The following is an 18,868-nucleotide window of genomic DNA, read 5'->3' on the forward strand; positions in this document are numbered from 1 at the left end:
CTTTACTGAACCATAATCAGTATGGCCCCCAGGGCAGTGAGAAAAAGGATTATCCTGCGGTAGGAAGTGTCCCGAATAAGCCGGACCAGTCGTACCCCGGCAAAAAGACCGACCAGAACTCCGGGCAACAGCCAAAGGTCTGTCCGGAGTACTTCTGCGTCAATGGTCTTCCACACAAAAATATGCAGGGGCAGTTTAAACCAGTTGGTCAGTAAGAAAAGCCAGGCCGCGGTTCCGATAAATTCATTTTTGGGAAGGCGCATTGCCAGAAAGTAAAGGTTGGAAAAAGGCCCGGCCAGATTCCCGATCATTGTGGTAACCCCGGCTGCCAAACCCATAAACCCCGCAAAGGCAGGGTGCTGTGGGACGCGTTTGGATTTTCGGATATCCCACCATCCCATCAAAAGCACACTCCCCAGGATGATGACTGCCATTGCCCATTTGAAGACTTGCTCCGGCAGGTCTTTGCCAACCCACGCCCCGAGCACAATCCCGAGCACCATCCAGGGGATGAATCGCTTTAAATGATCCCATCGGGCATGTCTGTTGTAGTACAGGACAGCGAATAGATCCCCAAACATCAGCAGGGGTAAAATCTGGCCAGTTGACTGGCGCGCCCCAAATGCCAGGGCCATCAGGGTTACTGCAAAGATTCCGGTTCCTTTCAATCCTGACTTGGCAAGACCCAGGACCAGGGCGCCGGCCAGGGCAATTAAATATGGGGTTGTACCCTGATCAGGTTGAAAGAGAAAGTAAAGCATTGGGAAACGGGTCAGAGCCTAAAGGTATTTTAAAATATAATATCTTTAGCCGGTAACCGCTACCAAACTATGGAACTCACCACCCTGGATTACGCCTTTATTATTGGGTTTTTCACCCTTGTACTTGGAATCGGAATCGGGGTTTCCCGTAAATCGGGAAAAAGCACTGCAGAATATTTCTTATCCGGGCGGAGCATGCCCTGGTGGCTTCTTGGCTTTTCCATGGTCGCCACCACGTTTTCAACGGACACGCCCAACCTTGTCACCGATATTGTCCGGGTCAATGGAGTATCCGGTAACTGGGTCTGGTGGGCATTCTTACTTACCGGGCTCCTCACCGTTTTTGTCTACGCAAAACTGTGGAGACGCTCCGGGGTAACTACGGATATGGAGTTCTACGACCTCCGTTACGGTGGGAAACCCGCACATTTCTTAAGAGGATTCAGGGCGGTATACCTGGGAATCATATTTAATATTCTCGCCATGTCCGCGGTTACACTGGCGGCGATCAAAATAGGACAGGTCATGTTGGGCTTATCCCCGGTACAAACCGTTCTGATCGGCGGAGTCATCACGGTGATATTTAGCGCTGCCGGCGGTTTTCGGGGCGTGGTTTATACAGATTTCCTGCTCTTTTTTGTCGCCCTTGCTGGGGCGGTAGGCGCAGCTTATTACCTTGTAAATATTCCGGAAGTAGGTGGCGTAACCCAACTTTTAGCGCATGAAAACGTTGCGGGTAAGCTCTCTATACTACCCGATTTCTCGGACACTGAAGCCCTTATTGGAATCCTGATCATCCCTCTGGCCGTCCAATGGTGGAGTGCCTGGTATCCGGGCGCAGAACCCGGAGGAGGTGGTTATATTGCCCAGCGGATGCTGGCAGCAAAAAATGAAAATCACGCGGTGGGGGCGACGTTTTTTTTCAATATCATGCACTATGCGCTGCGTCCCTGGCCATGGATTCTGGTTGCCCTGGCTTCCCTGGTCGTTTTTCCGGATGTGGCGAGCATACACGAAGCCTTCCCGAATGTAGAAGAAAGCAAGTTGGGCAATGACCTGGCCTATTCGGCCATGCTCACCAAATTGCCGCCGGGCCTTCTCGGGATTGTCCTCGCTTCCCTGGGAGCGGCTTATATGTCTACGATCTCAACGCACCTGAACTGGGGATCCTCCTATGTGGTCAATGATTTCTACAAGCAACAAATTAAGCCTGAAGCCTCCGAGCGTGAACTGGTTGCTGTGGGACGTATCACCACTGTGGTTCTCATGGTTTTCAGCGCGATCCTCGCGCTCTTTCTGACCAATGCGCTCCAGCTCTTTGATATTATCCTGATGTTTGGTGCGGGTACCGGCCTGATATTTATTTTGAGATGGTTCTGGTGGCGCATTAACGCCTGGAGTGAGATATCAGCCATGTTTATATCGGGGCTGATTTCCATCTTATTTAATTTTACGAGTTTGGGCAGCTATCTCTTTGGGGGAGCCGCTCCGTCAGGGGAGGTTTTAGAAGGGCTGTTGCCTGCCTGGAGTAAGTTCCCTGTGGTCGTCCTGATTACTTCAATCGTCTGGCTGGTCGTGACTTTTGCCACACCTGCCGAACGTGCGGAGACGCTCAGGGCATTTTACAAAAGGACCCAGCCTGGCGGTCCTGGCTGGAAGCGTATTGTCGATCAGGCGAAAAGAGAAGGTGTGGAGTTGGATCTTGGAAAGAAATGGAGTGTGCCTTCCGGAATTCTGGCCATGTTACTGGGATGCCTGCTCGTGTACAGCTGCATGTTTGCGACAGGGAACTGGATTTATGGAAACTATCCCCTGGCCACGGGGCTAACAGTCGCGGTGATTGTTTCAGCCTGGTTGTTAAAACGGATTTGGAGTAAAATAAAAGGTGATATCTTATGAGAGAGCGCATTGTTTCAGTAGACATTTTCAGGGGCTTGACGATTGCCCTGATGATTCTGGTCAATACCCCGGGAACCTGGTCGGCAGTATATCCGCCTTTGCGACATGCGACCTGGCATGGATACACCCCGACGGATCTCGTTTTTCCCTTCTTCCTGTTTATTGTAGGAACCTCCATTGTCTTTGCCTACAGGAACAAGCAACCGAGCCCGGCAGTTTACCGTAAGATTGTAATCCGAACACTGAAACTCATTGGCCTGGGGCTGTTTCTGGGGGCGTTTAAGATATCGTCACCCTTTATTTTACCTTTTGAGGAAATCCGTTTTCCTGGAGTGTTACAGCGTATTGGGGTTGTTTTTTTCGCCGCATCCATACTCTACCTGAATTTCAACTGGAAAGTACTTTTGGGTATAGCCATTACAATTCTGCTCGGCTATTGGGTCTGGATGGGATTCATTCCGATAGAGGGTCAGGCACCTACCTTTGAGCGGGCTGCGAATAATTGGGCAAATTATATCGACCTGAACTTTCTGGGAACCCATATGTATAAGGAGGATTATGATCCGGAAGGAATTTTGAGCACACTACCCGCAATTGTGTCCTCAATACTTGGCATTTTTACAGGCCTTGTATTGGTGGGCCCCAAGGGCAATAAAATCCGTTCGATGGTCCTCATGGGAGTTGGGATGGTTCTGCTCGGGCACCTCTGGGACCTCGTATTTCCGATCAATAAGGCCTTGTGGACCAGCAGTTTTGTCTTGGTTACCGCCGGATGGGCAAACCTGGTACTGGCACTGATTTACTATTTTTCGGATGTCCGCGGTTTGTCTTTTGGCAGTATTTTCCGGTATGCCGGAGCCAACGCGATAACCGTGTATTTCCTCTCCAGCTTTATTAGCAGTATTTTCTATCAGATAACGGATGAAGCAGGAGTTTCGCTGCACGAACAGTTATTCAATTCCATATTCGTACATCAGGGATTGTCCATGGAATTTTCCTCCCTTCTCTATGGCCTGACAGTTACGGGCTTTTACCTGTTATTGGGTTGGTGGATGTACAGGAAAAAGATCTTTATCAAAGTTTAGGAGGTATATCCCTCCATAAGCCTTGCGACATATTTACCAATCATATCGAATTCGAGGTTGACACGACTCCCCACCTTATATTCCTTAAACCGGGTGTGATCATAAGTGTAGGGGATGATGGCAACACTAAAACTGCCCGGGCCTGAATCGACCACCGTAAGGCTTACCCCATCTACTGTTATGGAACCTTTTTCAATGGTGATACGGCTGGGGTGCATGTCGTATTTGAAATGGTATTTCCAGCTACCCCCGAGGTCTTCGACCTGAGTGCATTCGGCAACCTGATCCACATGCCCCTGAACGATATGCCCGTCCAATCTGGCCCCGAGGGCCATTGCGCGCTCCAGATTGACCTTATTGCCCTTTTTCAGGTCCCCCAGGTTGCTTCTCCGCAGGGTCTCTTCAATGGCCGTAACCGTATAGGAGTCGCCTTCGATGGCTACCACGGTGAGGCAGACTCCGTTGTGCGCAAGGCTCTGGTCAATTTTTAACTCTTGCGCCAGAGGAGTTTTAAGCGTGATATTCAGGTTGGTCTGGTCGTTTTCCAGATGTTGGACTGTGCCGAGGGTTTCGATAATACCTGTAAACATAGTAAGGGGAAATTGAGTAATTTTGACGGGATTTATAAGATACAAAGGTACAGATTCATGCAGGATACGGAGGATAAAATTAAAGTGGGTATTTCAATAGGCGACTTGAACGGGATTGGTTCGGAAGTGGCATTGAAAACATTCGAAGACAGCCGGATGCTCGATTTTTGCACCCCGATTTTTTTTGCTTCCAATAAGACGATATCATTCCTTTCCAACCATTTTAAAATACCGATTAAGTTTCATGGGATTCCGGATGCTTCGGATGCCATTCACGGAAAGGTCAATGTGGTCAATGTATGGAAAGAAACCCCTGAAATTACATTTGGCCAACCCACAGAAAAGGCGGGATCCTTTGCCATACGATCACTCCAGGCTGCTGTGAAAGCCCTGAAAGAGGGGAGTATTGATGTCCTGGTAACCGCACCCATCAATAAAAAGACGATTCAAAGTAAGGATTTTAAATTCCCGGGGCATACCGACTATCTCGCTCGGGAACTCGGGGGTAAAAGCCTGATGTTTATGGTGACGGACACGCTCAAGATCGGATTGCTGACCGATCATGTCCCCGTCAAGGAAGCCCCATCGCTTATCACCAGGGGTTTGATTCTCGAAAAGGTCCGCGCCATGGAGAATTCCCTTATCCGGGATTTCGGGATTTCCAGGCCTAAAATCGCAGTGCTTGGCATCAATCCGCACAGCGGCGACGACGGCGTCATTGGTAGTGAAGATGACGACGTGCTCAGGCCGGCCCTGAAGGAGTTGTCTGAAGGCAAACATTTGGTTTTCGGGCCGTATGCAGCGGACACTTTCTTCGCCTCAGATGCCTACTTAAAATTCGATGGTGTTTTAGCTGCCTATCACGACCAGGGCCTGATCCCTTTTAAGACCCTTTCCTTTGGTAAGGGTGTAAACTTTACGGCAGGATTGGATCGCATTCGCACTTCGCCTGATCATGGGACGGCTTTTGATATTGCCGGAATGAATAAGGCGAACCCGGAATCTTTTAAAGAAGCTGTGTTTACCGGAATACATATTTTCCGTGAGCGGTTTCAGTACGACGAACTAACGAGGAATCCACTTAAAAAGAGCCGCTTGAGACGTCGCGGGAAAGGGGAAGATCGATAGTCAATTATTGGTTTAAATACTTTGGTTTTTATAAAAATTAAGTATCTTTGCACGCCCTAATTGAATGGAAAAGGAGATGAGGCATAAGGAGTTTGAAATTCCTTTTTCGGGATTAAAGCTGGGGAAACATCAGTTTGATTTTCAAATTGAGAAAGCGTTCTTTGACTCGTATCAGTACGATGAATTCAATGATGCTGATATACAGGTTACAGCGGTGCTCAATAAAATGAGTACCATGATGGAATTAGCGCTGAGCGCAAAGGGTACGGTAAATCTGGCGTGTGACCTGACCAGTGAACCCTATGACCAGCCTATCGAAAGTGACCTTGAATTGGTGATTAAGTTCGGTGAGGCCTTTAATGACGAGGATGATGAAATCCTCGTTCTTGCTGAGGGCTCACATCAATTCAATATTGCCCAGTACATTTATGAAATGCTTGTACTGTCGGTGCCTACAAAACGGGTACACCCCGGGATTAAGGATGGCACCCTGGATTCAGAAATATTAAAGAGGCTGGAGGAATTACAGCCAAAAGAGATCAAAAACGAAGAGAACGAAATAGATCCCAGATGGGATGCATTAAAGAGTTTACTAATAGACAAAAAAAAATAGCGTACCATGGCACATCCTAAAAGAAAGATTTCCAAGACCAGAAGGGATAAACGTCGCACCCATTACAAGGCAACGGCCCCAACCCTGGCAAAAGATCCGACAACTGGAGAGATGCATCTTTTCCACAGGGCGCACTGGCACGAAGGTAAATTGTATTACAGAGGCCAGGTACTCGTGGATAAATCGGAAGAGGCCACAGCCTAAGGATGTACAAACAGACTACGGACTCCCACTGAATAAAGTGGGAGTTTTTTTATGGCCTGTATTGCTCAAAAAACAATAGATAAGGGCTGAAATTCGTGGAAAATCCTTATTTTTCACGGATTTTGAGGCCTTTTTTAAGGGTTCAATCATAAAAACGTGTCTTTAATGAATAGGTTAACAGCAGCGATTACCGCTGTGGGAGCTTACGTTCCGGAGTATCGACTCACGAATTCCATCCTGGAAACCATGGTTGATACCAACGATGAATGGATCACCTCCCGGACCGGAATCAAGGAACGAAGGATACTGAAAGACCCAGACAAGGGGACCTCGTACCTGGCAATTGAGGCAGCCAAGGACCTTATCCGCAAGCGAAATCTCGATCCTGCAGAAATCGATTTGGTTATTCTGGGCACGGCAACACCAGACTTACCTGTGGCTTCCACAGCTGTATATGTGGCTTCTGAAATCGGAGCGGTCAATGCTTTCGCCTATGACTTGCAGGCGGCATGTTCTAATTTTTTATATGGAATGTCAACGGCAGCCCGATATATTGAATCAGGCCGGTATAAGAAAGTGCTCCTGATCGGTGCAGATAAAATGTCTTCGATCATCGATTATACAGACAGGACTACATGTATCATCTTTGGCGATGGAGCAGGGGCAGTCCTGTTTGAGCCTTCTGAGGAAGGTTTGGGCCTGATAGATGAATACCTCAGGTCGGACGGTACCGGAAGGAAATTTCTTCAGATTGAAGCTGGAGGATCCCTGATGCCTCCCTCGGAGGAAACCGTCAGGAATAAAAAGCATTACGTTTTTCAGGACGGGAAGTCCGTTTTTAAATTTGCCGTTTCAAATATGGCCGATGTGGCAGCAAAAATCATGGAGCGCAATTCGCTTTCCCATGAAGATGTCAACTGGTTGGTGCCTCACCAGGCGAATAAGCGAATTATCGATGCCACGGCAAACCGAATGGGCCTGGATCACTCAAAAGTCATGATGAACATCGAGAAATACGGGAATACGACTTCGGCAACGCTTCCGCTACTCCTGCACGATTACGAAAAACAGCTCAATAAACGGGATAATCTGGTATTTGCCGCTTTCGGCGGAGGGTTCACCTGGGGATCAATTTACCTCAAATGGGCCTATAACACAAAATAGAAACAAACAAGAAAACCTGAATCCATGGATATTAAAGAAATTCAAAGCCTCATCAAATTTGTGGCTAAATCAGGAGCCAGTGAAGTAAAGCTGGAGACGGATGATATCAAAATCACAATCCGTACGGGCCCGACATCAAGCGGCACGGAAACGACCTATGTGCAACAGATTCCGATGCAAGCAGCTCCTGTGGCCGCCCCTGCGCCTGTTGCTTCCCAGCCAACCCCTGAAAGTCAGGAGAAAGAAGGCGAGGAATCCAAATACATCACAATCAAATCTCCGATCATAGGTACTTTCTACAGGAAACCTTCCCCGGATAAACCGGCTTTTGTTGAAGTGGGCGATTCCATTTCTCAGGGGGATGTACTCTGTGTGATCGAGGCCATGAAACTCTTCAACGATATTGAATCGGAAGTCTCAGGGAAGATTGTTAAAGTACTCGTTGAGGACTCTTCCCCTGTGGAGTTTGACCAACCTTTATTCCTGGTCGATCCCTCATAAGGAACCAGAACTCCCGAGACTGTTTTTTAATCATTAATCCGCCAAGAAGACGCGCCATGTTCAAGAAAATACTGATTGCAAATCGCGGGGAAATCGCCATGCGCATCATACGGACCTGCAAGGAAATGGGAATCAAGACCGTTGCGGTCTACTCCAAAGCTGATGAGGAAAGTCTTCATGTCCGTTTTGCAGATGAAGCGGTTTGTATCGGCCCAGCGCCGAGTTCCGAATCGTATCTGAAAATACCCAATATCATTGCAGCCGCAGAAATCACAAATGCCGATGCGATCCATCCGGGATACGGATTCCTTTCAGAAAACTCCAAGTTTTCGAGGATTTGCGCTGAGCACGACATAAAGTTTATCGGTGCTACCGGGGACCATATCGACAAAATGGGGGATAAGGCCTCCGCCAAAGCTACGATGAAGAAGGCTGGCGTTCCTACCATTCCGGGTTCTGAGGGAATCCTGAAAGATGTTAAGGAGGCCAAGAAGATTGCCGGCAAAATGGGGTATCCGGTGATGATTAAAGCTACGGCCGGAGGTGGGGGAAAGGGAATGCGTGCCATTTGGAAAGAGGAAGACCTCGAGAAGAATTACGAGAGTGCGGTACAGGAGGCAAAAGCGTCCTTTGGGAATGGGGGCATGTACATGGAGAAACTCATCGAAGAACCCCGGCATATTGAGATACAGATTATCGGGGACCAGTACGGGAAGGCGTGCCACCTTTCGGAAAGGGATTGTTCTGTCCAAAGACGACATCAGAAACTCACCGAAGAGACCCCTTCTCCCTTTATGACCGATAAGCTCAGGGAAGAAATGGGCAATGCGGCTATTAAGGCGGCAGAATACATAAAATACGAAGGAGCCGGTACGGTGGAATTTCTGGTGGACAAACATCGGAATTTCTATTTTATGGAAATGAATACGCGGATCCAGGTGGAACATCCTATTACAGAACAAGTAATTGATTACGACCTGATCCGGGAGCAAATTCTTGTGGCCGGCGGCGTGCCAATTTCGGGTAAGAATTATGTGCCAAAGCTGCATTCTATCGAATGCCGTATCAACGCTGAGGATCCGTATAACGATTTTCGCCCTTCCCCAGGAAGGATCACCACGCTTCACACGCCCGGAGGGCACGGGGTTCGACTGGACACCCATGTCTATAGCGGATACGTGATCCCACCCAATTACGACTCCATGATTGCCAAGTTGATCACTACCGCCCAAACCCGGGAGGAAGCGATCAACAAAATGAGGCGTGCCCTCGATGAATTTGTGATTGAAGGCGTAAAAACAACAATTCCATTTCATCTGCAATTGATGAACCACCCGGATTACCTGGCTGGGAATTACACGACAAAATTCATGGAAGACTTCGTCATGGATCCGATCTCTGAGGAATCCTGAAGTCCTAATCCTTAAAGGCAATTACGCATGAACTTGAGCTACTGGGAGCTGAAAACCTGGCTGGACAAGCTCGATTTCTGTATTGTCGGCAGTGGAATTACAGGGCTGAGTTGTGCCCTGGAACTTCGTGAATCCCACCCTGAGGCCCGAATCCTGATTCTTGAAAAAGGGGTGTTTCCCCAGGGGGCAAGCACTAAAAATGCGGGCTTTGCCTGTTTTGGCAGCCTTACCGAAATCCTTTCAGACCTGCAGCAACATTCGGAGGATGAAGTGGTAGCTTTGGTGGAACAGCGCCTGAGCGGGATAAAATTGCTACGCAAACGACTTGGGGATAAAGCTCTCGACTTCCGACAATGGGGGGGATATGAAATTTTTCAGGAGAAAGATGCTGCAGTATTTGAGGGTTGTCTCAATGAAATGGACCGGATCAATGCCCTGTTGGAACCCGTTTTTGGAAAGTCGTGTTTTCGTCTGGCCGAGAACACTTTTGGTTTCAGGGGAGTGCTGCCAGAATTAATTCTGCATTCGGCTGAAGGGCAAATTGATACCGGAAAGATGATGCAGGCCCTGCTCAACAAGGTGCAGGGTCATAACAACCCCGTAATGATCCTTAATGGAGTCGAGCTCAAAAGCTATACAGACCTTGGGCATACGGTGGCGATAGGTACAAATCGGTTCGATTTCAAGGCCGGAAAACTCTTGCTGGCGACAAATGGATTCGCAGGCCATTCCGGAGCCGCTTTGGTTCGTCCGGCTCGTGCCCAAGTACTGATTACGGAGCCCATTCCCAAACTGGCTATTCACGGGACATTTCATATGGACGAAGGCTTTTATTATTTCAGAAATGTGGGACAGCGTATCTTATTCGGAGGCGGAAGAAACCTGGATCCTGAAGGAGAAACTACAACAGAATTTGGTCAGACACCCCTGATACAGGATAAACTGGAAGCCCTCCTGAGGGAAGTAATCCTTCCGGGGATTCCCTTCCGGATCGCGCAACGCTGGAGCGGTATTATGGGTGTTGGGCCACAAAAGAGACCCATAGTTGAAAAGTTTTCAGAGAATGTAGCCTGTGGGGTCCGTCTTGGTGGGATGGGAGTGGCCATTGGTAGCCATGTCGGTAAAGAACTTGCCGGGTTGGCCAACGGATAAATACCCAAATTCCAGGGCGCGTTTTTTTTATTTCATTTTATTACCTGATCTTCAGGATTGAAATCTACTCAGCATAAAGATATTGGAACTTGTTTACCTGCTTGTCGCCGTATTGATCATCATTTGGATGACTACCCGTTTGAAGATACACCCCTTTCTGGTACTGCTGGTGGTTTCTATGGCTTATGGCGCATTTGCAGGGATGTCCCTGGAGTCCCTTGTAATAGCAATTAATGAGGGATTTGGAAGGACTATGGGCAAGATTGGTTTGATCATTGTCCTCGGGGTCATGATCGGCGCCTTTCTGGAACATACCGGAGGTGCCCGGGCGATTGCCGAAAAGACACTATCCTGGATAGGTAACAGGCGAATCCCCCTTGCAATGGCCGTTCTCGGGTATATTGTTTCTATTCCTGTATTCGCCGACAGTGGCTATATGCTCCTAGATCCACTCGGGAAGAGCATGAGCCGGAAAGCGGGGGTTTCCCTCGCCGGCGGGGCTATCGCCCTGGGCCTGGGTCTGATGGTTTCTCATACCCTTGTTCCACCCACGCCGGGACCCATTGCAGCTGCGGGAATCCTGGAAGCAGATCTTGGCCTAGTCATCCTCTTTGGGGTCCCGGTCAGTTTGCTGGCCCTGGCTGTATCCATCTGGTTTGCCAGCCGGGTGGCCTCAAAAACCTATATTGAGCCCGAACCGGTTTCCAACAGTGCCCCTATACCGGATCTTGTCCGGGAGTATCGACCACCAGTTTTTTTGGCCCTTTTGCCTATTGCGATGCCGATTCTGCTAATTGTTTTAAAATCGGTATTTGGTGCTAAGGGTGCCGCGGCCATCGGAGTTTCGGCCTGGGTTAATTTTCTCGGAGAACCTGTTATTGCCCTGATGATTGGTCTGCTGCTTTGCCTTTTACTTCCCCAAAAATTAAACGTGCATATGCTGGCTTCGGATGGCTGGGTCGGTAAGGCCATTCGGGATTCCGCCTCAATACTGCTGATTACCGGGGCCGGAGGAATATTTGGCACCGTACTCCAGGAATCCGGGATCGCGGAATCCCTTGGGAATAGACTGGTCACCTATAATCTTGGGATTTTTCTGCCCTTTGTACTTGCGGCTGTCCTCAAAACAGCCCAGGGTTCCTCTACTGTTGCGCTGATTACAGCGGCCTCGATACTCTTTCCAATGATGCCGGCCCTTGGCCTTGAGACGGAAGTTCAGAAAGCGCTGGCAGTCGTAGCCCTGGGAGCCGGGTCCTCGGTAATCTCACATGCGAACGACAGCTTTTTCTGGGTAGTCACCCAAATGAGCGGCATGGATGTGCGTACGGGGTATAAACTTTTTGGGGGCGGCACCTTCCTTCTGGGCACCAGTGCGGCAGTGGGTGTATTTGTCTGCTCGCTGCTCTTTGCTTAATCCGGGTTATATCGGCATGCGTTTGTTGATGGTTTCCAGGGATACATTCAGGAATATCTTTTTCCCTTTCTCTATGGGTTTTTCCGAATCGAAATACACCCCTCTGCCCGAATCCAGAACCCCGTAATTTCGGTAATGACTCCCGAGATAATACGTGTGTTTCACGGTAACGGGCATACCTGATTTACCAGAAATGCGGAATTCGTGGGCGTAGACAATAATATTCCGGGTCGTGGAAGCATAAGATTTAAGCACCTCTATTGGCACCAGGTTTGCCTCACCCAGCAATTCTGCGGTGTAAAGGGTTCTCGGTTTTTCGAATATGTCATCCGTGTGGCGGAGGTCCAGGATTTCCCTGTCCTTTAAGACCATAATCCGATCCGCGAATGGGAGTACATCGAAGAAATCATGAGAAGCACAGATACAACTTATGTTTTCCTTTTTGAGGAACCCAAAGAGGTTTCGCCTGAGTTTATTCCGCCGAAAATGATCGATATGGCTAAAAGGCTCATCGAGCAGAAGAATTTCGGGCCTAAGGGCAAGAACACGGGCGAGGGCCACACGCTGCTGTTCTCCTCCACTCAGGAATTGTACCTTGACATCCCGGTATTGCTCCAGCTCCATTGTCTCCATTAGCTCTACCGTCCTGGCAGCCCTTTGTTCAGGGTCCGTAGCGGACAGGTATTTGCTGATGTTTTCGGCAACAGTTGCATAGGGCATCAGATCAAAATCCTGTGCCAGGTATTTGATGTATTCACCCCCGGGCAGCAATTGATATGCAGGACCTTTTATAGGGTGATTTTTCCATGTAATACTGCCTTCTTCAAACGGAAGGGCCCCATAGAGTAGTTTAAGCAAGGTGCTTTTCCCACAACCGCTCTCTCCCATAACAGCCACGTATTCCCCCCTGGAGACCCTAAAACTGAGATCCTCCAGGACCGGTTGCTTATCATATCCGAATGTCAGATGACGTACCTTGAGCATAGTGCTAAAAAAAATCCGTTTCATATGGGAAACGGATTTCTAAATTAAGGGTTTTTTATTCCTTAAAGTCTTTGAATACAGCTTTATTGGGAAGCGATTCAAATCCCATATTATACAAGGTAAAGCCAAAGATATCCGCATACTGTTCAATGGTCTTGCTGATAGGAGTCCCCGCCCCGTGCCCGGCATTGGTCTCTATGCGTATTAAAACCGGATTGGTCCCGCTGTGCTTTTCCTGCAATGTGGCTGCGAACTTAAAACTATGTGCCGGGACAACCCGGTCGTCGTGGTCTCCTGTAGTTACCAGCGTAGCCGGATACGCCACCCCATCTTTAATATTGTGGAGGGGCGAATACCCTTTGAGATACTGGAACATTTCATCGCTATCCTCCGAGGTTCCGTAGTCATATGACCAGCCCGCGCCAGAGGTAAAGGTATGGTATCGAAGCATGTCCAGCACCCCTACTGCCGGCAGGGCAACCTTCATCAGGTCGGGGCGTTGTGTCATTACCGCTCCGACGAGGAGTCCTCCGTTTGAGCCCCCGCGAATAGCGAGATATTCCGGGCTTGTATAACCTTCGGAAATCAGGTATTCCCCTGCTGCAATAAAGTCATCGAATACGTTTTGTTTGTTTGTTTTTGTTCCGGCGTTGTGCCAGTCCTTACCGTATTCTCCCCCTCCTCGCAGATTGGGTACCGCGTAAATGCCGCCCTGTTCCAGCCAAATGGCATTCACCGTGCTGAAACTGGGCGTAAGGCTGATGTTAAAGCCACCGTATCCGTAAAGTATTGTTGGATTCTTCCCATTCAACTCCAGGCCTTTTTTGTGGGTGATCATCATTGGAATTCTGGTGCCGTCTGCAGAGGTATAGAAAACCTGGTTCGAATCGTACTGATCAGGATCAAAATCGATTTCCGGTTTCCAGTATACTTCATAGTCACCGGTATCTGCATTGAATTTATACGAAGTGCCCGGAGTATTGTAGTTTGTAAAACTGAAATAGAGTTCTTTCTGTTCTTTTTTACCTCTGAAGCCCCCGGCACTTCCCATTCCAGGTAATTCTACCTCCCGGACAAGATTCCCGTCATAGTCGTATTGCAGTACTTTTGAAATAGCGTCCACCATATATTCGGTAAAGAAATACCCTCCTCCCGTACCCGGCACCAAAACGTTTTCGGTCTCAGGGATAAAATCTTGCCAGTTTTCAGGACCCGGGTTGGCTGCATCTACAGTTACAATCCGTTGGTTGGGAGCCTCCAGATTGGTCACGATGTAAAGTTTGGATCCGACATTTTCAATCACATAGCTGTCGCTATCCTCATGATCGAGGATGGGAACTATCGGCGCATCAGGACGGCTCAGATCCCGGAGGAACAGCTTGTTTCCGGAGGTCGTGTTGGAGGCTGAAATGACCAGAAACCGGTCATCCTCAGTTACAGTTGCGCTGACGTATCTGTGTTTTTCCCCGGGAACACCCCCGAAAATAAGCTGATCCGCTTCCTGTGGGGTACCCATTTTATGGTAGTACACCTTATGCTGGTCTGTCTTTGCTGAGAGTTCGCTCCCTTCAGGTTTATCATAACTGGAATAATAGAAACCTTCCTGGCCTTTCCAGGAAATACCGCTGAATTTGACGTCTGTCAGCGTGTCCTCCATAATTTCCCTGCTCCTGGCGTCTATCACAATGATTTTCCTCCAGTCGCTCCCACCCTCTGAAATGGAATAGGCTGTCAGGGAACCATCTTTGGAGAAACTGAGGCCGGAAAGGGATGTTGTCCCATCTTCAGAGAACGTATTGGGATCCAGGAAGACTTCTGCAGCACCTTCTCCGGCTTTGCGATAAACCACAGACTGGTTTTGCAATCCATCATTTTTAAAGAAATAGGTAAACGCTCCCTCGATAAAAGGAGTTCCAAGTTTTTCGTAATCCCAGAGTTCCTGCAAACGGTTTTTAAGGGCTTCCCGATACGGGATTTTTTCAAGGAAGGAAAAGGTGACCTCATTTTGATTTTCCACCCAGGTTTCGGTTTCAGAACTTCTGTCGTCTTCCAACCATCTGTAAGGGTCCGCTACCTGTGTGTTAAAGTAGGTGTCTACGGTGTCTACTTTGGGTGTTTGGGGGTATTCTAGGGCCATTGGCGCTTGGGTTTTATCCTGGCAGGAAAGGAGTAATCCTGTAAGGGCAAGTAATGTTAGAAAGCTTTTCATACGCTGGTTTTTGAGGCTCTCAAAAATACCATAAAAAGTATTCTGCCGTCAATAGGATACGGTGTTTAACAGATTTTTAAGCGGGTTGGGCAAGTTTGGAATCAAGGAGGTATTCAGCAATCTGAACGGCATTAGTCGCTGCACCTTTTCGCAAGTTATCTGCGACAATCCATAGGTTAAGGCTTCTGGGCTGACTTTCATCCCTTCGGATTCTCCCGACGAATACCTCGTCTTTTTGATGCGCAGTAACCGGCATTGGGTATAGATTGGCTTCAGGGGTATCCTGCAGTATAATTCCAGGGGTTTGCGAGAGGAGCTCCCGAACCTCCCTGAGGTCAAAATCCGTGTGAAATTCAATATTTACAGATTCGGAATGTCCTCCTGCGGTGGGAATCCTCACCGCTGTGGCCGTTACGGAAAATGTGCGGTCATCCAATATTTTCTGAGGCTCCCGGGCAAGTTTCATCTCTTCTTTCGTATACCCGTTTTCCATAAAAATATCACAATGGGGAAGTGCGTTCTTGTAGATGGGATGCGGATAGGCCATCTTTCCCTCAATACCGGACACTTCATTTTCCAATTGTTGTACGGCTTCGACTCCAGTTCCTGAAACGGACTGATATGTGGAAATCACAACCCGTTTCATTTTGTATTTAGCATGAAGCGGGGCCAGAACCATAACCAGTTGTATGGTTGAACAATTTGGGTTGGCTATAATCTTATCCGAAACTTCAAGGGATGAGGCATTGATTTCCGGAACGATCAACTTTATTTCCGGATCCATACGCCAGGCTGAGGAGTTGTCTATCACTGTCGTTCCGGCTGCCGCAAACCTCGGTGCCCACTCCAGGGATGTGGCTGCCCCTGCTGAAAAGAGTGCCATGTCAGGTTTGGATTCCAGGGCCTGCTGCAGTCCGATTACGGCTACAGCCGCTCCGCGGAACAGGAGCTTCTTGCCTATGGACCGCTCTGAAGCTACAAGCAATATCTCATCGACAGGGAATTTTCGTTCCTCGAGCACCTTTAACATCACTTCTCCAACCATTCCGGTGGCACCTACTACAGCGAGTTTCATACCGTACACATTTTGGGGTAAAAGTAGTCAAGCAGCCTATTCTGTCAAAACGAGGCGTTTTTTAAAACAGAATCCTCCCAAATTGTTAAAATTTATGTTCGTCCGCTTCAGCGGGATTTCCCTCTGAAATCGGATAGTTTATAAGGTATGGATTATCCCATTTTGTTTTGGAATCCGAAGGTTCTGAATCAAGTGTTTGCTTAAAGGAATCGGAATGTGATGTTGTTTGCTCCCCGATAATCCTGGTAAAGCCTGGCCATTCCCGATTAGGGATTCCCCCAGGGGCTGTTAAAAGAAAAACCGCTTCGACGGCACGAAGCGGTTTAGGGTTAATAAAAGCTGCGGTGCAGCGGTGTTCGCGCATAAGCGCGGGCTTGTTTATTGCTTCTTGAGCAGGTCGCGTATTTCTGTGAGTAGTTCTTCCTGGGTTGGCCCTGCCGGTTCAGGCGCAGGGGCTTCTTCTTCCTTCGTACGTACTTTATTATACGATTTCACAATCATGAACAGCACAAAACCTACAATGATAAGATTGATGATGGAATTGATCCAGGCACCGTATCGGATCGCGCTTTCCGGGGTCACCACGGTGCCGTCTGATCCCATTACTGCTTCTGAAAGAACGATTTTAAATTCTGCAAAATCAATGCCTCCGGCAAAGTACCCTACGACGGGCATCATGATGTCATTTACAAAACCGTTGACCACGAGTCCCACGGCTCCCGCAAGAAGGACAGCAACCGCAAGGTCGATTACATTTCCGGTCATGATGAAATTTCTAAATTCTTTGAGCATGGTGTTTGGTTTAGTGATTACTAGTACTAAGGTAATAAATTTCAGTATGTTCTAACTGAATTTTAAGCTCCGGTAATTACCCTGGGAACGCGCTGGGAGATACCCGTTAACAGTTCATAGGAAATAGTATCCGCTCTGGAAGCCAAGTGCTCTGCGGAAAAACGATCCCCGAAGAAAACAACTTCATCACCTTCCTTACAGGTAATTCCGGTAATGTCCACCATGGTCATATCCATACAGACATTCCCGATGATTGGCGCTGGCATGCCAGCGATGTAAACCACTCCTTTTCCCTGACCGTATTGTCTCCCAATGCCATCTGCATGACCGATGGGCAGGGTTGCAGTGATCCGGTAATCCGGTGCCTGGTACCCCTTGTTGTAACCCACCCATTCCCCCGGTTCAATCTTATGTATTTGGGAAATCTTTGTGCGCAATTTCGATACGGGCCTGAGCAAGGGGTCTGACTCAGGATCGTTTGAATAACCATAGAGACCAATCCCGGTGCGAACCATATCCCATTGTGCCTGGGGATAGTTGAAAACCCCTGAAGTGTTCAGCAGGTGCTTAAAGGGACGCACTTCAAAGTGCTTATCCCATTGGTTGACGATCGCCCCGAATTTCTGAATCTGCCCGAGTGTAAAATCCCTTTCGCCCAGATCGTCTGAAGCCGCCAGATGGGAAAAGAGGGAGCGAATCTCTATGGCATCCGTAGCGTTGAGTTGTCGGCCAATCCATTCCAGATCGGTTTCCCAAAAACCCAGGCGGTTCAGTCCGGTGTTGAACTTTAAATGAACGGGATACGCCTGTTGTTTCTGATCTGTGGCGATCCGGATAAATTCCTGTAAGATCCTCGGGCTGTAAAGACTGGGTTCCAGGCAAGCCTCAATAAGCCCCTCCATCCCATTTGGCTGGGGGTGCAGCACCAGGATCGGTACCCGGATACCCACTTTCCGCAAGTGCACCCCTTCCGAACCATAGGCGACTCCAAGGTAGTCTACCCCCAACCCTTCGAGTTTTTGCGCTATGGCAACCGAATCGCTTCCATAGGCAAAAGCCTTGACGACTCCCAGCATTCTGGTCTTTGGCAGGATTCGGGAGCGCAGCACCTGATAATTATGCTCAAGGGCGTTCAGGTCAATTTCTAGAATGGTTTCAGGAGTCTTCTGCATTCCCGGAATTTTTGCTGGTGATTACCTGCGGATCCTTTACTTCGAGCTTGTTTATTTTTTCCTTGAGCATCGCTTTATAGAAAGCCGCCCTGCTAAGGGGTTCATATTCTTCAGTTTCCCCCAATAGTACCAGGCGGTCGCTTTGTGATTTTCGAAAGCTGTAATGAGCCAGGTTGCCCGTCCTCGGACAGATGGCATGTACTTTGGTAACGTACTCCGCAGTCGCCATTAGGGCGGGCATGGGCCCAAAAGGATTCCCCTTGAAGTCCATATCCAGGCCTGCTACGACGACGCGAACCCCACTGTTGGCCAAATCATTGCAAACGGTGACTATTTCATCGTCGAAAAACTGGGCCTCATCAATTCCCACCACATGGCAATCATCGGCGAGCAATCTGATGTTCGCTGCAGCCGGGACAGGGGTAGACCTGATTTCATTCTCATCGTGGGAAATCACTTTTTCTTCATGATACCGCGTGTCGACGATAGGCTTGAAGATCTCCACCTTCTGCCGGGCGAACTTGGCGCGTTTCAGACGCCTGATAAGCTCCTCTGTTTTACCCGAAAACATGGAGCCGCAGATCACTTCGATCCAACCGAATTGTTCTTCCGGGTTAACGGTATTTTCGAGAAACATTTTGTAATTTTAGACTAAATAATAACCTTCCGTCGTTTTCCTTCGGTAGAGGTTATAAAAGTATGAAAAATACGGG

The 18,868-nt window shown here is 48.5% G+C and carries 18 protein-coding genes; 10 read left to right on the forward strand and 8 right to left on the reverse strand.

What is annotated here, in order from left to right; translation table 11 throughout:
- Positions 1–2 precede the first annotated feature (2 nt).
- Positions 3–761 carry a sulfite exporter TauE/SafE family protein gene (locus tag QU605_RS06875; RefSeq protein ID WP_289724547.1) on the reverse strand — a complete coding sequence of 253 codons (759 nt, stop codon included), beginning with the start codon at positions 759–761 and terminating at the stop codon, positions 3–5.
- Between the two features lie 69 nt (positions 762–830).
- Between QU605_RS06875 and QU605_RS06880 the strand changes: the two genes are divergently transcribed.
- Complete coding sequence (locus tag QU605_RS06880; RefSeq protein WP_289724548.1) at positions 831–2,660, forward strand: sodium:solute symporter family protein; 1,830 nt, start codon at positions 831–833, stop codon at positions 2,658–2,660.
- Positions 2,657–3,745, forward strand: coding sequence for an acyltransferase family protein (locus tag QU605_RS06885; protein WP_289724549.1), 1,089 nt, complete (start codon positions 2,657–2,659; stop codon positions 3,743–3,745). The genes QU605_RS06880 and QU605_RS06885 overlap by 4 nt, the downstream gene beginning before the upstream one ends.
- On the opposite strand, the gene QU605_RS06890 is transcribed toward QU605_RS06885, so the two are convergent.
- Positions 3,742–4,335: a riboflavin synthase gene (locus QU605_RS06890; protein ID WP_289724550.1), complete on the reverse strand. Its 594-nt coding sequence runs from the start codon at positions 4,333–4,335 to the stop codon at positions 3,742–3,744. The two genes, QU605_RS06885 and QU605_RS06890, sit on opposite strands and share 4 nt — an antisense overlap.
- A 57-nt stretch (positions 4,336–4,392) precedes the next feature.
- Here QU605_RS06890 and pdxA point away from each other — a divergent pair, with 57 nt between their 5' ends.
- The 8 genes from pdxA (at position 4,393) to QU605_RS06930 (ending at position 11,923) form a co-directional block, all read left to right on the forward strand.
- Positions 4,393–5,463, forward strand: coding sequence for a 4-hydroxythreonine-4-phosphate dehydrogenase PdxA (pdxA, locus tag QU605_RS06895; protein ID WP_289724551.1), 1,071 nt, complete (start codon positions 4,393–4,395; stop codon positions 5,461–5,463).
- Between the two features lie 64 nt (positions 5,464–5,527).
- Complete coding sequence (locus QU605_RS06900) at positions 5,528–6,076, forward strand: YceD family protein (RefSeq protein WP_289724552.1); 549 nt, start codon at positions 5,528–5,530, stop codon at positions 6,074–6,076.
- 6 nt (positions 6,077–6,082) lie between these two features.
- The gene (gene rpmF / locus QU605_RS06905; RefSeq protein WP_289724553.1) at positions 6,083–6,280 is read left to right on the forward strand and encodes a 50S ribosomal protein L32; all 198 of its coding nucleotides are present in this window, start codon (positions 6,083–6,085) and stop codon (positions 6,278–6,280) included.
- A gap of 165 nt (positions 6,281–6,445) precedes the next feature.
- Positions 6,446–7,444: a beta-ketoacyl-ACP synthase III gene (locus QU605_RS06910; RefSeq protein ID WP_289724554.1), complete on the forward strand. Its 999-nt coding sequence runs from the start codon at positions 6,446–6,448 to the stop codon at positions 7,442–7,444.
- A 24-nt stretch (positions 7,445–7,468) separates the two neighbouring features.
- Positions 7,469–7,945 carry an acetyl-CoA carboxylase biotin carboxyl carrier protein gene (accB, locus tag QU605_RS06915; RefSeq protein WP_289724555.1) on the forward strand — a complete coding sequence of 159 codons (477 nt, stop codon included), beginning with the start codon at positions 7,469–7,471 and terminating at the stop codon, positions 7,943–7,945.
- A 56-nt stretch (positions 7,946–8,001) separates the two neighbouring features.
- The gene (gene accC, locus QU605_RS06920; protein ID WP_289724556.1) at positions 8,002–9,357 is read left to right on the forward strand and encodes an acetyl-CoA carboxylase biotin carboxylase subunit; all 1,356 of its coding nucleotides are present in this window, start codon (positions 8,002–8,004) and stop codon (positions 9,355–9,357) included.
- Between the two features lie 27 nt (positions 9,358–9,384).
- Complete coding sequence (locus tag QU605_RS06925) at positions 9,385–10,509, forward strand: NAD(P)/FAD-dependent oxidoreductase (protein ID WP_289724557.1); 1,125 nt, start codon at positions 9,385–9,387, stop codon at positions 10,507–10,509.
- An 82-nt stretch (positions 10,510–10,591) separates the two neighbouring features.
- Positions 10,592–11,923: a GntP family permease gene (locus tag QU605_RS06930; RefSeq protein WP_289724558.1), complete on the forward strand. Its 1,332-nt coding sequence runs from the start codon at positions 10,592–10,594 to the stop codon at positions 11,921–11,923.
- Between the two features lie 6 nt (positions 11,924–11,929).
- Here the strand turns inward: QU605_RS06930 and QU605_RS06935 are convergent, their stop codons facing one another.
- The 6 genes from QU605_RS06935 to QU605_RS06960 all read right to left on the reverse strand — a co-directional run bounded on the left by QU605_RS06935 (position 11,930) and on the right by QU605_RS06960 (position 18,792).
- Positions 11,930–12,931, reverse strand: a complete 1,002-nt coding sequence (locus tag QU605_RS06935) for an ABC transporter ATP-binding protein (protein ID WP_289724559.1) — start codon at positions 12,929–12,931, stop codon at positions 11,930–11,932.
- Positions 12,932–12,962: 31 nt separating this feature from the next.
- Positions 12,963–15,116 carry a prolyl oligopeptidase family serine peptidase gene (locus QU605_RS06940; RefSeq protein WP_289724560.1) on the reverse strand — a complete coding sequence of 718 codons (2,154 nt, stop codon included), beginning with the start codon at positions 15,114–15,116 and terminating at the stop codon, positions 12,963–12,965.
- Positions 15,117–15,192: 76 nt separating this feature from the next.
- Complete coding sequence (locus QU605_RS06945; protein ID WP_289724561.1) at positions 15,193–16,191, reverse strand: aspartate-semialdehyde dehydrogenase; 999 nt, start codon at positions 16,189–16,191, stop codon at positions 15,193–15,195.
- A 378-nt stretch (positions 16,192–16,569) separates the two neighbouring features.
- Positions 16,570–16,983, reverse strand: coding sequence for a large conductance mechanosensitive channel protein MscL (mscL, locus tag QU605_RS06950; protein WP_289724562.1), 414 nt, complete (start codon positions 16,981–16,983; stop codon positions 16,570–16,572).
- Positions 16,984–17,045: 62 nt separating this feature from the next.
- Positions 17,046–18,155, reverse strand: coding sequence for an alanine racemase (gene alr / locus QU605_RS06955; protein WP_289724563.1), 1,110 nt, complete (start codon positions 18,153–18,155; stop codon positions 17,046–17,048).
- Complete coding sequence (locus QU605_RS06960; RefSeq protein WP_289724564.1) at positions 18,139–18,792, reverse strand: thymidine kinase; 654 nt, start codon at positions 18,790–18,792, stop codon at positions 18,139–18,141. The genes alr and QU605_RS06960 overlap by 17 nt, the downstream gene beginning before the upstream one ends.
- Positions 18,793–18,868 lie beyond the last annotated feature (76 nt).

Origin of the sequence: Robiginitalea aurantiaca, assembly GCF_030380815.1 — a bacterium.
In the GTDB taxonomy this organism is placed as follows: domain Bacteria; phylum Bacteroidota; class Bacteroidia; order Flavobacteriales; family Flavobacteriaceae; genus Robiginitalea; species Robiginitalea aurantiaca.